The sequence below is a fragment of the Mycobacterium sp. DHQP2018-32-09 genome, from assembly GCF_058148405.1.
Map to the genome: position 1 here is coordinate 64,663 of NZ_JBYVYK010000003.1, position 14,256 is coordinate 78,918.

General features: G+C 69.9%; 13 protein-coding genes. 9 read left to right on the forward strand and 4 right to left on the reverse strand.

Annotated features, from left to right (window positions below):
- Positions 1-14: 14 nt before the first annotated feature.
- Complete coding sequence (locus AC30CM_RS02800) at positions 15-1,265, reverse strand: malonyl-CoA decarboxylase domain-containing protein (protein ID WP_490115296.1); 1,251 nt, start codon at positions 1,263-1,265, stop codon at positions 15-17.
- A 152-nt stretch (positions 1,266-1,417) separates the two neighbouring features.
- Between AC30CM_RS02800 and AC30CM_RS02805 the strand changes: the two genes are divergently transcribed.
- Positions 1,418-2,080: a GntR family transcriptional regulator gene (locus AC30CM_RS02805; protein ID WP_490115297.1), complete on the forward strand. Its 663-nt coding sequence runs from the start codon at positions 1,418-1,420 to the stop codon at positions 2,078-2,080.
- Between the two features lie 26 nt (positions 2,081-2,106).
- Positions 2,107-2,607 (forward strand): nucleoside deaminase, encoded by a 501-nt coding sequence (locus tag AC30CM_RS02810; protein WP_490115298.1) that lies wholly within the window; start codon positions 2,107-2,109, stop codon positions 2,605-2,607.
- A 9-nt stretch (positions 2,608-2,616) separates the two neighbouring features.
- Here AC30CM_RS02810 and AC30CM_RS02815 read toward each other — a convergent pair whose 3' ends face one another.
- Together AC30CM_RS02815 and AC30CM_RS02820 are read right to left on the reverse strand one after the other, a co-directional pair.
- A complete protein-coding gene (locus tag AC30CM_RS02815; protein WP_490115299.1) occupies positions 2,617-4,644 on the reverse strand; it encodes a hypothetical protein in 2,028 nt (675 codons plus the stop codon).
- A 107-nt stretch (positions 4,645-4,751) separates the two neighbouring features.
- Positions 4,752-5,531, reverse strand: a complete 780-nt coding sequence (locus AC30CM_RS02820) for a TetR family transcriptional regulator (RefSeq protein WP_490115381.1) — start codon at positions 5,529-5,531, stop codon at positions 4,752-4,754.
- A gap of 164 nt (positions 5,532-5,695) precedes the next feature.
- Between AC30CM_RS02820 and AC30CM_RS02825 the strand changes: the two genes are divergently transcribed.
- The 7 genes from AC30CM_RS02825 (at position 5,696) to AC30CM_RS02855 (ending at position 13,387) form a co-directional block, all read left to right on the forward strand.
- Positions 5,696-6,793, forward strand: coding sequence for a ferredoxin reductase (locus AC30CM_RS02825; RefSeq protein WP_490115300.1), 1,098 nt, complete (start codon positions 5,696-5,698; stop codon positions 6,791-6,793).
- A 15-nt stretch (positions 6,794-6,808) separates the two neighbouring features.
- Positions 6,809-8,197, forward strand: coding sequence for a fatty acid desaturase family protein (locus AC30CM_RS02830; protein ID WP_490115301.1), 1,389 nt, complete (start codon positions 6,809-6,811; stop codon positions 8,195-8,197).
- A 124-nt stretch (positions 8,198-8,321) separates the two neighbouring features.
- A complete protein-coding gene (locus AC30CM_RS02835; protein WP_490115302.1) occupies positions 8,322-9,887 on the forward strand; it encodes a hypothetical protein in 1,566 nt (521 codons plus the stop codon).
- Positions 9,888-10,162: 275 nt separating this feature from the next.
- Positions 10,163-11,689, forward strand: a complete 1,527-nt coding sequence (locus tag AC30CM_RS02840) for a PE-PPE domain-containing protein (protein ID WP_490115303.1) — start codon at positions 10,163-10,165, stop codon at positions 11,687-11,689.
- A gap of 93 nt (positions 11,690-11,782) precedes the next feature.
- A complete protein-coding gene (locus AC30CM_RS02845) occupies positions 11,783-12,631 on the forward strand; it encodes a hypothetical protein (protein ID WP_490115304.1) in 849 nt (282 codons plus the stop codon).
- Positions 12,628-12,996: a hypothetical protein gene (locus AC30CM_RS02850; protein ID WP_490115305.1), complete on the forward strand. Its 369-nt coding sequence runs from the start codon at positions 12,628-12,630 to the stop codon at positions 12,994-12,996. The genes AC30CM_RS02845 and AC30CM_RS02850 overlap by 4 nt, the downstream gene beginning before the upstream one ends.
- A gap of 193 nt (positions 12,997-13,189) precedes the next feature.
- Positions 13,190-13,387: an excalibur calcium-binding domain-containing protein gene (locus tag AC30CM_RS02855; RefSeq protein ID WP_490115306.1), complete on the forward strand. Its 198-nt coding sequence runs from the start codon at positions 13,190-13,192 to the stop codon at positions 13,385-13,387.
- A 13-nt stretch (positions 13,388-13,400) separates the two neighbouring features.
- On the opposite strand, the gene AC30CM_RS02860 is transcribed toward AC30CM_RS02855, so the two are convergent.
- Positions 13,401-14,054: a TetR/AcrR family transcriptional regulator gene (locus AC30CM_RS02860; RefSeq protein ID WP_490115307.1), complete on the reverse strand. Its 654-nt coding sequence runs from the start codon at positions 14,052-14,054 to the stop codon at positions 13,401-13,403.
- Positions 14,055-14,256: the final 202 nt, after the last annotated feature.

Sequence of the window (14,256 nt, forward strand, 5' to 3'; positions counted from 1 at the left end):
TCTCTCGGCGGTGGTCAGGGGTGGGCGTGGACGAGGTCCTGCAGGGGTCCGGCGACGGCGACGCTGCCCCGGCGGACGAACTCCTCGTGGCGACGCTCGAGCTGGCTGGGTTCGTAGAGGTAGTTGACCATCGCCCCGTACGACTGCTGCCAGGCCGCAGGACTCGGGTTGGCCGGCCAGTTCAGCCGCCACACGGCGGCCCCGTTGCCCAGGTGGAAACGCGCGACCGCATCGACCGGGCGTCCATCGTCGCGCCGCGCTCCGGTCAGATAGGTGAACAGGGCGGGCAGGAGGCGGTCCCGGACGCGTGCGACGCGGTCGGAGGTGAGGTGTTCGGGCGACAGCGCTTCCAATTCGTCGCTGAGCGAGCATGATTCGGTCTGCGCGGTCAGCCAGGCCCGGAAGCCGGGGATCGGGGAGAGGGTGGCGAACCGACGCAGGTGGGGCAGTTCGGCGCTGACCTGCTCGATCACCTGCTTGATCAGGAAGCTGCCGAACGACACGCCGGCCAGCCCGTCGAGGGCGTTGTTGATCGAGTACAGCGCCGCCGTGTCCGCGTTGGCGGGGTCGAGCGGCGCGCCGGGTTCCAGCAGCGGCGTGATGCGATCCGGGATGCCCTGCACCAGAGCGACTTCGACGAAGATCAGGGGTACGTCGTCGGTGGCGGGATGGAAGAACGCGTAGACGCGGCGATCCTCGGGTTGCAGGCGTCGGCGCAGCTCGGCATCTCCTGCCATCGGGTGGACGCTCTCATAGCGCAGCAGGTGTTGGCGCAAGCGCGGCGGTGAGTTCCAGGTGACCTCGGACATCTGCAGGAAGCCGCGGTTGAACCAGGACGTGAGCAGGTGGTGGAAGTCGTGGTCGAGCGGACGCAGTTCGGGGTGGCGGCGCATCAGCCGCCGGAGGTCCGACCGCATCTCGACCAATGCCAGCGTGGCGCCGGGGGCGTGGTTCATCCTGCGGAGCAGTTGCTGGCGGGCCGGTTCGACCGCGCTGAACAGCCCGATCAGCTCCTCACCGGCGGGTGCGCCGGATTCGCGGACGTCGTCCCACTGTCGGAACGCGGCGCGGACGCGGTCGGCGTCGACGTCGTAGGCGGTGGTGACGTGGCGGAAGAAGTGCAGCGTGGCGTCGTCGTCGAGATCGGCGTAGGCGCTCAGCGCGGTCTTTGCGATCGCACGGAGGGAGGCTTCGCCGACGTCGCTCATCAGGGTCTCGCACGCGGCGAGCAGCTCGGTCAGTGACCGGCTGGCAACGCATTCCATGGGTGTCCCTTCCGAAGCGCGGAGCGCGTCGTCACCGATGTGACGGGCGCTATATCCATGCTGGGCGGTGATATATATAACAGCGACCGTAACGGATAAAAGTGAGCTGCACCACCCCCGGGGGCGGTTAATCTGAGCCGAGGAGGTGGCGCATGGTTCGAGTCCCCGAGTCGCAGCGGGTGCGGGACGCGCTGGAGAACGCGGTCGTCGACGGCCACTACCGGCCCGGTGAGCGTCTGGATCCGGCCCAGCTGGAGAAGGAGTTCGGCTGTTCCCGCACCCCGATCCGGGAGGCGCTGCAGGCGCTGGAACGCTCTGGGCTGGTGCAGATCCGACCCAAGCAAGGCACGTACGTCACCGAGCTGAGCATCTCGGAAGTGGCCGAACGCTTCGAGGTCATGGCCGAACTCGAAGGCATGGCGGCCCGGCTGTCGGCCGGCCGCATCGAGCGAGAGGCGTTGGCGGATCTCGAATCCGCTCTGCGGGAGTGCGAGCAGCATGCGGTCGAAGGAGACGCGGACGCCTACTACTACGCCAACGCCCGCTTCCACGGCGTCGTCTACGACTCGTGCGGCAACGACTACCTGCGTCAGCAGGCCCACGCCCTGAAGCGGGTGCTGCAGCCCTACCGGCGCCTACAGCTCCGGGTGCCCGATCGGATGCGTCGCTCCCTTGCCGAACATCGCGTCATCGCCGACGCCATCGCCCATGGTGACGCCGGGGCCGCCGAGAACGCGGCTCGCGACCACGTGCTGGTCCAGGTCAAGGAGTTCGGGCACCTGGTGCGCACCTGGCGGCAGCTGTCCGCGAGCTGAGGGCCCCGGCAACTAGCATCGGCGAGGTGACCGACTTCGCGCAACGCACCATCGACTTGGCCCGCCGCAACGTCGAGGAGGGTGGGCGCCCGTTCGCGACGGTGATCGTGCGCAACGGCGAGGTGCTCGCGGAGAGCGCGAACAAGGTCAGCCAGACCAGCGACCCCACTGCGCACGCCGAGATCCTCGCCATCCGAGACGCCTGCACCCGCCTGGGTACCGAGCACCTCGTCGGCGCCACCATCTACGTGCTGGCCCACCCGTGCCCGATGTGCCTTGGCGCCCTGTACTACTGCTCACCCGACGAGGTGGTGTTCCTGACCACCCGCGAGGAGTACGAGCCGCACTACGTGGACGACCGCAAGTACTTCGAGCTGAGCAGCTTCTACGACGAGTTCGGCAAGCAGTGGCAGGATCGCCGGCTGCCCATGCGGTACGACCGGCGCAACGACGCCCTCGACGTCTACGCCCAATGGCAGGAACGCAATGGCGGCGACCGCCACGTCACCCCGCCACCGAGTTCCTGACGGGCCGTCTCACGGCCGGACGAGGATCCCGTCGCCGGACGCAGCCGCGAGCAGCTGCTGGATGGTCAGCGCGCCGTAGCCGGTGTGCACCGTGCCCTGCGACGTGCCCAGCCACGGCACCACGCCGGGATCCGGATCGACGTCGAGGTGATAGGCCTGTACGCCCATCAGGTGGTACTGGAAGAAGTTGCCGAAGAAGTCCAAGGCGAAGATCAGCCCGCCGATGGGGCTCTGACCCCACAGGGCGGCGGAGTTGACCAACGGGTTCATCGCCGCGCGGTCGCCGATGGTCACGATCGGCCCGTAGTGCGGTTTGATGCCGCCGCCCGGTACGTAGGCCGGGAAGAAGGGTTGCAACCCCGGCAGATCGGTGGACATGAACGCGACCGGGCTGCCCCACAGGGCGACGTTGACGAAGTTGGCATCGGCGCCGTTGCCCGGCACCGTCGTGTTCAGGCCGGGCGACTCGAAGCCGATGCCCGCCAAACCGGTCTGCTGCGCGACGAATTGGGCCTCCCAGCCGCCCAGGGAGTGGCCGGTGACGAAGACGTCGTCGGCCGCGTAGCCCTGCAGCGCGGCCTCCCGCTGCACCTGCTGCGCGAATCCCAGTGCGTCGTAGAACGCCAACGGCGTCGTATTGGTCAGCACCACCTGCAGATCGGCCGCCAGCTGCGTCAGCGCGATCAACGGGTTGACCAGAAGGTTCGTCCCGCCCGTGGTGCCCTGGTAGGCGATGATCACCTGCCCCTGCGGCGTCACCCACGTCTTGGCCGACATGCCGGACCAGACGTTGGTGGACTGCAGCTGAAACCCGTTGACGGTGAACGGGACCATGCCACCGGGCGTCGTGCCCCACCCATAGGCAGCCGTCGAGGCATCGAGGAACTGCGCCACCGTGGGTGACGGCGCGTCGGTGGGCCCGGTGTAGGTCATGGTGGGTAGCGCCGGCTGCACGGCCGGGGCCTGCTGCAGACCCGCCAGACGTTCGATCTCGCGGAACGCGCCGAAGATCAGGTCGTTGATCGGGGCGATGTGGAAGGGGCTGGTGGTGCCCGCCGCCGTCGTGAAGTCCAGGAACTGCAGGACTGCGTTGACGATGCGGCCGGGCAGCTCGATCAGGGCGGCGATGGGCGAAAGCGGTTGCGGCGGAGTGGGCGTCAGGGCGCGCGCCGCGGCGACCTCGAGTTGGACGGCGACGCTAGGCGCCGACGCGGTCTGCGACGTGGCCGGGGAGAGCGTGGTGACGGCCCCGGCCTCGGCGGGGGCCCCGACGGCATCGTCACTGGCGGTGCGGTCACTGGCGGCGGCGCGAGCCGCGCTGGCGAGCGACCGCACGACATCGGTTCGCGCGGGGGAGGGAACGTCGTTGGAACGAACCACCTTCGGCGTGCCGGGGACCATGACGGGTGTCGGCTCGGGGGTGGCAGATGGGAGCGGGGTCGCCGCGGGTGGCGTGACCGCGGGTTGGTCGGCTTCGGGCTGGGTGACCTCGGGCTGGGCGACGTCGGGCGGCGCGGCGTGGGGCTGGCTGGAATCCGGCCCCGCGGAATCCGGCCCCGCGGAATCCGGCCCCGCGGAATCCGGCCCCGCGGAATCCGGCCCCGCGGAATCCGGCCCCGCGGAATCCGGCGCCGCGGAATCCGGCCCCGCGGAATCCGGCCGCGAGGGTGTCGGCTGGGACGTGTCCGGCGCGGTGGTCCGCTCGCGGGTGGGACGCTCCTTGACCCCGGACGAGGCGGATGCGGACGTGGCGCCGGACCGGCTCGGTGCCGCACCCTTCGGCCTGGCGGCGGAGTCCTTCGCGTTGGCGCGGCTCGACGGCGACGTGCCCGGCTTGCCCGCGCTTCCGGACGTGCCGGAGGTGCCCGGCGAGGACGCATCCGACGTACCGGTAGCGCTGGTGCCACCCGTCTGGTCCGCCCAGGCCACGCCGTGCACGGGCGCGACCACCAGGCCGGCGCACACCGCGGCCGCCGCCAGGCCGTACCGCCACGACCGGGTGGTCGTCCGTGCTTCCCCGCGCCCGACCGTCCCCACGACAACCCCCCATGCCGGTCGCCGCCGCCGGCGGCAGCCGGCTCCATCACATCGACGATCGATCGTGAGCAGCGTCACCCGTACCGGACGCTCATGTCAACGGTGCATCAGACGGCGACCCCCGCGACGAAGGCTCGCGCGAACAAGCCGCAGCTCTCCTGCGGGTCGGGCAGCGTCACCGACGGAAAGTTGGTCAGGCCGGGACGCATGACGGCGTGCACCAGGACGGGACTGATGAACTGCTGGATGAGCACGGGCCGGGGGAGTGGGCGCACGCGACCTGCGGCCACCTCGTCGTCGAGCCAGCGACCCAGCACGTCGATCATCCGCAGCGCTCCGTGCTCCACCAGCACGCCGGCACTCGGACCCGCCGGCCGCGCCAGCGCCTCGGTGAGCACGGCGGGCAGCACGCGAGGCTCACGGAAGCACAGTTCGGCCAACCCGCGGTAGACGTTGGTGACGGTATCGGTGAGATCGGCGCCGCGGGCGGCTCCGACGAGATCGCCGACGTCGAGCACCGGCACGTACCGGTCGTACACGGCGCGCAACAGTTCCTCGCGACCACCGAACGTGGCGTACAGGCTGGGGAGCGAGCAATCCGCCTCCGCGGCAACCGCTTCGAAGGTCGCCGCCGCCACGCCGCCGCGGCCGATCAGCGTACCCGCCGCGGCGACCGCGCGCAGCCGCACCGGGGGTCGGCCGCCGGGGTCCACGCCCACGTCGCGTACCGCGTCGTCCAACGTCTGGCGAGAGCCGCCGAGTTGTCGCAGCAGGGTGCTTCGTGAGACTCCGAGCGCGTGCGCGATCACCACGATGGGGACGTCGGCGACGTCGCGGCCCAGCCGCTCCGCCGAACGCAGCGCCGCCTGGACGACGTCGGCCGGCACCGCGTTCGAGCGCGACCTGCGTCTGACCATGAGCCGAGTGTCTCAGCTGGAACTCAGCTAGAAGAACCTTTCAGACGTGTTTCAGGTCCCTACTCGTTGGTAATACCCCCGGCGATCGATAGTGGCGCGGCTCACACCCCCGCGTCACGGGACGGAGTCGGGACATGGCCGAACGCGGCGCTCCACCACCCGTGCCACGCGGACGCCGGCTGCTGCTGCGGGCGGTCCGGCACTTGTTCAAACCGCTCAAGCCCGACGACTACCTCGAGATGATCAACCCGCTGTGGACCACGAAGGAGTTGCGCGGCAAGGTCGAACGCGTCGAACCGCGCGGGTCCGAGGCCGCGAGCGTCCTCATCCGGCCGAGCTACGAGTGGCCGGGGCACCTGCCCGGTCAGTACGTCCGCCTGGGGCTCGTGATCGACGGGCGCTATCACTGGCGCGCCTACTCCCTGACGTCCGATCCGCAGCCGGAGGACGGCCTGATCAGCGTCACCCCCAAGAAGGTCGACACCGGCGTGGTGTCACCCCATCTCGTCGAGCGCATCCAACCCGGAGCGCTGGTGCGCCTCGGCGAGGTCGAGGGCGAGTTCACGTTGCCGGAGACGCTGCCGGCCAAGATGCTGTTCATCAGCGCCGGCAGCGGCATCACGCCCATCATCAGCATGCTGCGCAGCCTCGACCATCGCGACGAACTGCGCGACGTCGTGGTGCTGCACTCCGACCGCAGCCGCGAGCAGGTGATGTTCCTGCCCGAACTCGAAGACCTGGAGCGCCGTCACGACGGGGTGCGCCTCGACCTGCGGATGACCGCCGAGCGTGGCAGGTTCACGCCGAAGGAACTCGACGACCTGTGCCCGGACTGGCAGCAGCGCGAGGCGTTCTGCTCGGGGCCAGGCGAACTGCTCGACGACTTGATCGCCCACTGGGAGGAGCACGGCGACCCGGACCGACTGCACTACGAGCGATTCCAACCGAAGATCGGAGGCAACGCCGGCGCCGGTGAGGGCGGCACCGTCACCTTCCTCGACAGCGAAACCACCGCCGAATGTGACGGCGGCACACCCATTCTCGAAGCCGGCGAACAAGCGGGACTCAACCTCGCCTTCGGTTGCCGCATCGGCATCTGCCACACGTGCACCGGCACGGTGAAGTCCGGCAAGGTGCGCGACCTGCGCTCCGGCGAAATCAGCGAACCCACGGGCGGCGACGTCCGCATCTGCATTCACGCCGCCGAAGGCGACGTCGAGATCGAACTCTGAGGAGGAACAGCCGCCATGACCACCATCGAGAGCCCACTGGCCCGCTTGAGCGAGCAGGAGTTGGAGAAGCTCGCCAAGGAATTCGACGCCATCCACGACGAGGTGTTCGCCGAACTGGGAGATCGCGATCGGCACTACATCAAGGCGGTGATCTCGGCGCAGCGCCAGATCGTGGTCGCGGGTCGTGTGCTGCTGCTGGCCTCGCGTTCGCGCACCGCGCTGGTGCTCGGTACGGCCTGCCTGAGCGTCGCGAAGATCCTGGAGAACATGGAACTGGGGCACAACATCCTGCACGGACAATGGGATTGGATGAACGATCCCGACGTGCACTCCTCGGTGTGGGACTGGGACACCGCGTCGAGCGCCAAGGCGTGGAAGCACTCGCACAACTACATCCACCACACGTATACGAACATCCTCGGCAAGGACAAGGATCTCGGCTACGAGATCATGCGCATCGACCCGAACCAGAAGTGGCGTCCGGGCAACCTGGGTCAGCCGTTCTACAACTTCCTGCTGACCATCCTGTTCGAGTGGGGTGTCGCCGTACACGACACCGACGTCGAGGCGCTGTTCCGGGGCCAGAAGACGTTCGCCGACCTCAAGGACGACTTCAAGGAAATCCGCGGCAAGGCCCGCCAGCAGATCGTCAAGGACTACATCGGGTGGCCGGTGGTGAGCGCAGGTGCCTTCGCGCTGGCCAAGCTGGCACTCGGTGATCGCGTTGCCCAGCCCCGCCATTCGCGCGTGGGCAACCGCCTGCGTCGCATCACCGGCAACCGCCGCGTGGGAGCCGTGGCGAGTGCGCTCGACCGGTTCTCGGGGGTCGAGAGCACCTACTTGCGGACGCTCGGCGCCGACGCGGTGGCCAACCTGATCCGCAACGTGTGGGCGCACGCCATCATCTTCTGCGGCCACTTCCCGGATCAGACGTACACCTTCACCCCGGAGGAGGTGGAGGGCGAGACGCGCGGCGGCTGGTACGTCCGCCAGCTGGTGGGCGCGGCGAACATCGAGGGCAGCCCGCTGTTTCACGTCATGAGCGGCAACTTGGGCTACCAGGTGGAGCATCACCTGTTCCCCGACATGCCCAGCAGTCGGTACGCCGAGATCGCGCCCAAGATCAAGGACATCTGCGAGCGCTACGAATTGCCCTACAACACGGGACCGTTCGGCAAGCAGTGGTTCACCGTGCACCGCACGATCTTCCGGTTGGCGTTCCCCGGAGGGACGCCGCGCCCCAAGCCGGGGCCGTACCGCAGCCCCGATCGCGGATCGTCGCCCTCGGGCACCAGTGAGGCGCAGCGCTTCCGCGAGCGCGTTCCTGCCGAGCACCCGGCCGCCGGACCCGAACACGACAGCGGCGGCGTCGCCGTGGACCTGCCGCCCCGCGGCAACGACTGACCTCGCGCAACGGGCGGTGACCACGCGGGTGTGCGTGGTCGTCAGCAAACCCCCCGGCCGTTCCGATACGCGTCCGAACGTGGTATGACTACCGCGGGGCCACAACGGCGCGAGGGGTGGAGCAATGGCTGGTGGACACGCGGTGCACGGCCGTGCGCAACGCCGCAGGGGCGGCCCGGGCAGGCACCGCGCGCCGCGCGAACCACGCACCGCCTACGCGTGGCTGGGCGCAGGCGCCATCACGCTCGGCGTCGGTGCGGCGCTCGTCAGCGGTGCGGGCGTCGCCCATGCCGAGGACACCGACGGTGCGTCGGCGGCCACCAGCAGCGCGTCGTCGGCCGACAGCGCGTCGGCAACCGGCAGCGCGTCGGCAACCAAGGACTCCGCGGCGAGCGGCGCGACGACCAAGGGCCCGGTCGCCAACGGGACGGCGACGGGCACCCCGGCCACCGAGGACGCCTCCGAGGCGAGCGGTCGGCCCACCGCCGGGGCCGCCGCGCAGTCGGCCGAGGACGCCTCCGCAACCTCGAGCGCAACCTCGAGCGCGGCCTCGACGCCGGTCGCGGTCACCTCCGAGATGAAGGTGGCCGCCCGTACCGTCCACGGCAAGCCCTCGACCAAGGTTGACGCATCCGGGACGACGAACGCCTCCCCGGCGGCCGCCCAGACGGCCACCGCCCAGACGGCCACCGCCCAGACGGCCACCGCCGAGCAACGCGACACGGTCTCCGACCGCGGCCCCAAAGCCGAAGCGGCGCAATCGATCCCCAGAGCGTCGCCCGCCGTCGTCGCCGTCGGCGCACCCGCCACGACGGCCGTCGTGGTCAGCCCACCGCCTGCGGTCTTCCCGGACCTGCCGCCGTTCCCCGGCAACCCCATCCACGACTTCGCCGCGCAGGCCGCGAACATCGTGAACACCCTGCTGCTGCCGAACCCGCGCATCCTGCCCGGCAGCCCACTGCACCTGCTGGCGATCGAGGTGGTCCGCCACGTCGAGATCGCCCTGGGGCTGCCGGTCATCGGCACGGTGCTGGCGCCGACGCCGGACCCGCTCACCGGAACACTGCCGCGGTCCAGTGGCATCGGCACCCCGTCGCCGACGGACGTCGTCACCACCCCCTTCGGCGACATCGGGAAGTGGTTGTTGGAGCCCAACCGCCAGATCGCCACCTACGGCAACCAGCGCCTCGACGGCAGGACGCTGCTCGAACCGGTCAACGTCGTGATCGTCGACCCCGTCGCGTCGACCCCGGCCGACGCCGCCCAGCGGCTCAACGTCTGGATGACGGCAGCCGGATTCCCCGCCATGGCCATCCACACCACGGGATTCGGCGGCGTCATCGACGGCATCACCTACGGCCAACAGCCCAGCGGCGTGCTGGACGCGTTCTCCAACAACTTCTTCCTACTACCCGACGACCACGCGCGCGCATTCGGGCCGGATCCGCTGGAGACCGCTGCGGGCTACGTGTGGACCATCGCGGTGAGCCGCGAGCAACTCGGCTTCAACGGTCTACTGCTGACCCACGTGTACGTCTCCTACAACGCCGCCCGCAACGAGTTGGCGGAGGGGCTGGTGCGCAGCGGCGCGACGCTCGTCGGTGCCGTGCCGTTGAGCAACGCCTACGACACCGCCACCTACACCACCGGTGACAACGACGGGTATGCGCTGGTGGTCCAGCTGAACTGACCGTTCTCGCAGAGTTTGCCAGACGGTCGCGAGTGTGCGCATGTGCAACGACCTTCGGGTCGCGGCGGGGCGGATGCGGGTAGCGGACTCAGCCACTTCCCAGGTTGCGCGGTTTTGCTGCGGCGAAGCCGCTATCATTCCCTGCGTCAATGGGGTCTGGTTGGCAGCTTTCGGGGGAGCGGAGCCGTGCATCGAGGCGCGACGCCGTGCACTGCGGGTTCGTGCTCGCGGCGGCGTCGGTGAGCTGTCCGACGAGCGGCAGGGTGGGAGTTGGCGTGGCGCGATCATTCGATGTTCCTTCGAGTGCGCGGTGGTTGCCGCGCATCCGCGCGACCGTGCCGTCCACGCGGCGTTGGCTGGCGGCGGTGGTGCTGGCCAGCGTTCTCGCGGTCGCCGCCCCGGGTGTGCTCGCGGCCGCCGCAACCCGCATCGGCATCAACGGCGGCCGCCCCAGTCAGTGGCCCGTCGTCGACCAGGTCATGGCCCTGAACGGGTTCACCCAGCAGGCTTGGCTGCAGTTCGCCTCGCAGGCGGGCGAGAACTGGCTGCCCGGCACCCTGCCGGTACCGCTGGAGTACCCCGCGCAGCTCGGCGTCGTCTCGGGGTGGGGAGCGCTGACCGTCGACCAGTCCACCGCGGTGGGTCAGCAATTGCTGCACGCGACCCTGCTGCGCGAAATCGCCGCAGCCAACGGTGAACCCGTCCACGTGGTCGGTCTCAGCGAGGGCACGCTGGTGATCGAGCGCGAACTCGACTACCTGCGCACCGCCACGGACGCGCCCGACCCGAAGGACGTCACCTTCTACGTCTTCGGGGACATGCAGCGCGGGGTCGGCGACATGTACCTGCGAGGTCTGACGATCCCGTTCATCGGGCAGACGTTCCGGCCCGTGCCCGAGAGCAAGTACGACGTCGTCGTGGTCAACGAGCAGTGGGACGGCTGGGCCATCGCGCCCGACCGACCGTGGAACGCCATCGCCGTGGTCAACGCGATCATGGGCGCCGTCTACACCGTCAACGGCACCAACGATCACTCCCGGACCGCGCTCGACAGCCTGGACGATGCCGTGCTGATGTCGGAGGTCACCAGCCAGGCGGGCGGCACCACGAAGACGTACATGGTGCCTCGCAGCGAGCTGCCCATCACGCGTCCGTTGCGTCAACTCGGCATCCCCGGCTGGGTGGTCGACGAGATCGACAAGATGCTCATGCCGATCGTCGCGTACGGCTACTCCTACCTGACGCCCACCATGGGGCCGCACTTCGTCAGTGGCGGTCAACTCGTCTTGGGTAATGCGGTGCCCGCGCCGCTCCCGAATCCGGGTACGCCCGCGAGTCTTTCGGCTGCACCGGCGGTGACCGAACCCACGTCTGCGGCCAAGCCCGCCGTGACGTCGGTGACCGCTGCCGTGCAGCCGGCCGTCGACAGCCGGACTGCCGCACCGGTGCAGGGCGCCCCCGAAGCGCCGGTCGCGACGGCAGTCGCCGATTCGCCCGAGGGCGATGCGCAGGTGGTGGACCGGCCCGCGACGACGCCGGACCGCGAGTCCCCCGGCACCGGCACCGGCACCGGCACCGACACCGACGCCGGGACCGCTGCGGACGGGTCGCCGGCGGCAGACACCGTCGACGCCAAGAAGGCGGCGCGCACCGAACGCAATGGTGGTTCCAAGACTGCCGCCGCGCCGAAGGCCCCGAAGAAGACGCAGCAGGGCGGCACCGCGGCGAAGTCGGCCACCTCCGCCGGGGCGGCCAAGCCCGCCGGGGCGGGGGAGGGCTCGGCCCAAAGGAGCGACGATTGACGTCCTGATTGGCGCGGAGCCGTAGCTCGACGGCTTGGCTGCGGCTCGGCGTGCCGACGTGGCGAAGCGCGTCGCGTCGGCCATGATGCATCTGTGACTTCTGAGGCGAATGTGACCAGTGAGGAGCGGACCGACGACGTCGAGGCGCCTGCCGCGGCCACGCAGGCATCGCCTCCGGCGCCTGCCGCGTCGGAACCGTCGGAACCGTCGGAATCGTCCGGGCCAGACGTGCCCGAGCCCGCCCCCGCGCCACCGACGACGCCCCCCGCCAAACGCTGGAAGTGGTCGACGCCATCCTCGCCTGTCACCCGCGAACAGGCCGACGAGGTCGGCCGCGCAGTCGTCAAGGCGGGCAACGCCTTCGGGCGCATCATCGCGGGCGCGGCCAGTCTGATCGGCGGAGCCTGCCGCGGCATCGGCCAGCTCGTCGGGCAGGCGTGGCGCGGCATCGGTGCGGTACCGGCGACCGTGCGCTTGGCGCTGATCCTGGGTGTGCTCGCCCTGCTGGGCGTCGTCGGGTCGGTCGCCGCACACGGCACCGTGGCCCTCGCGTGCGCGGTGGTGGTGGTTCCGGTGTGCTCGCTGGGTCTCGGCGTGCTGTGGCACCGCTGGTATCTCGGACAGGCCGCCGAACCGGCCGGGGCGCAGGCGGCTGCCGATGCTCCGGCCCTGCCTCCCTCGGACATGCGCCGCTCGGTGGAGTACGTCGACCGCAAGCTCGCGGTGGTGCTCGAGGCGCTGGGAACCGAACGCCACCAGCACGCCATCGTCGCGCTGTTCCAGGCCAAGACCGCCGTGGAGTTCGCGCTCGGCACGGAGGCCGATCCGGCGCGCGACGCGGAGCTGCCCGCCGCCGTCGACGAGCAGTTCCTTCGCCCCCGTATTCGAGCAGGTGCCGCCAATCGCTCGTTGCGAGAAGGCAATTCGCTGGCGGCATCGTGAACGGTCGGGTGGCGCTCGTCGAGGACGACTACACGCTGGTGATCAACCGCGGCGCCCACGCGGGCGTGGTCGCGGGCATGGTGTTCGCGGTATACGCCGACGACGGCCAGGTGATCACCGACCCGGAATCCGGTCGCGAACTGGGGACGTTGCGCCGTGAGGTGCTCCGCGTGCGGGTGTTCGACGTCGCCCCCCTCTATGCCAGGGCGCACACGTTCGTCGACACGGCCGACGTGCACGGGCTGCTTCGGGTGCCGTTCGAGTCCGACGGTGGCGAGGACGTCGTCACGGTGGACGTCGGCGACGTGGTGGAGCTGGTGTCCCACGAAGGGGCGGCCCAGCGCCGCGACGAGCTGGGGACCTGACGCCCGTCTTTGCCGCGGCATGCGCCGGCGCACCCGGTGAAGCTCTGCGCGACGCCGCGTCCACCGCTTGCCGGGGACTCCGTTGACACGCAGGGCAGTTTTAGCTGATTCGCTTGCGATCATGCTCAACGCGGTTCTAGGCTTTGCCAGACGCCCGGGGGATGCCAGGCGCATTCTACGTCAGGGGTGGTCCATGCTCGTTCGCCTTTTCGTCGCCGTGCTCGCCGTCGGGGCGGTTGCCGTGGGAGTCGCGCCGGTGGCGTCGGCCGGCGGTCCGTACCGCAACTGCAGCGAGGCCCACGCCGACGGGCGCTACGACATCCCGCAGGGTGATCCGGACTACTGGGACAAGGGTGATCGCGACAAGGACGGCATCGCCTGCGAGTCCTGACGTTCGGCGCGGCTCAGCCCGCCGGCTGCCAGCCGCGCATGGCCGTGTCCATCTGCTCGTGGTCGAGACCGGCGACCGGGATGGGCTCTTGGCCGTCCCGGTAGCGCATACCGTCGATCAGCAGCGCCAGATAGCGCCGCCACAGCTGGGGTTCGACGTGGCCGGCCCACTCGCTCACCGTGCCCGCCAGCATGCCGAGGATCGGCATGTCGGTGGGTTCGACGTCGGGTCGCAGATAGCCGTCGTCGCGCGCGCGTTCCAGCAGTTTGGACACCGACGGGTCGAGGCGTTCGCGCGCGCACTCGACGCGGTAACCGCCGTACGCGGTGCTGTACACCATCTGGCGCAGGCCCCGGTCGGTCGCCGTCAGCTCGCACAGATGCTCGGCGAACCAGACGAAACCGTCCCACGAATTCTCCACGCGCAGTGCGGCTTCGGCGAGACACGCCACCTGGTCAATGCCGTCCTCGAAGATCGCCTCCAGTAGCTCCTCCTTGGTGGCGAACCGGCGATAGACCGTGCCGACGCCCACGCCCGCGTGGTGCGCGACGTCGTTGAGCGTCGCCTCGAGTCCCTTCTCGGCGAACAACTCACGCGCGGCCTCGAGCACGCGCCGCCGATTGCGCTCCGCGTCCTTGCGCAGCCCTCGGCATGGCTTGTCAATCATGGAACCCACTTTAGTGACGTGCGTAACGGAACCAGTGTAACCGGATTGACTCTATCCGCTTTTGCGCTTAGGTTGCCTACGTACTTCGTTGGCCGCTCTCCGGCGCGCGGCTGCACCCCATCGGACGGCGCGACCTCGCGTGCCGTCCGAGCGCGCCCGCAGACGTCTCTACGCCTGTCCGCGAGGGCTTTTGGAAGGAGCT

Coding starts and splice junctions, on each gene's coding strand:
- AC30CM_RS02800 (WP_490115296.1), bottom strand. CDS start 1,265: ATGGAATGCGTTGCCAGCCGGTCACTGACCGAGCTGCTCGCCGCGTGC.
- AC30CM_RS02805 (WP_490115297.1), top strand. CDS start 1,418: ATGGTTCGAGTCCCCGAGTCGCAGCGGGTGCGGGACGCGCTGGAGAAC.
- AC30CM_RS02825 (WP_490115300.1), top strand. CDS start 5,696: ATGGCCGAACGCGGCGCTCCACCACCCGTGCCACGCGGACGCCGGCTG.
- AC30CM_RS02830 (WP_490115301.1), top strand. CDS start 6,809: ATGACCACCATCGAGAGCCCACTGGCCCGCTTGAGCGAGCAGGAGTTG.
- AC30CM_RS02835 (WP_490115302.1), top strand. CDS start 8,322: ATGGCTGGTGGACACGCGGTGCACGGCCGTGCGCAACGCCGCAGGGGC.
- AC30CM_RS02855 (WP_490115306.1), top strand. CDS start 13,190: ATGCTCGTTCGCCTTTTCGTCGCCGTGCTCGCCGTCGGGGCGGTTGCC.
- AC30CM_RS02860 (WP_490115307.1), bottom strand. CDS start 14,054: ATGATTGACAAGCCATGCCGAGGGCTGCGCAAGGACGCGGAGCGCAAT.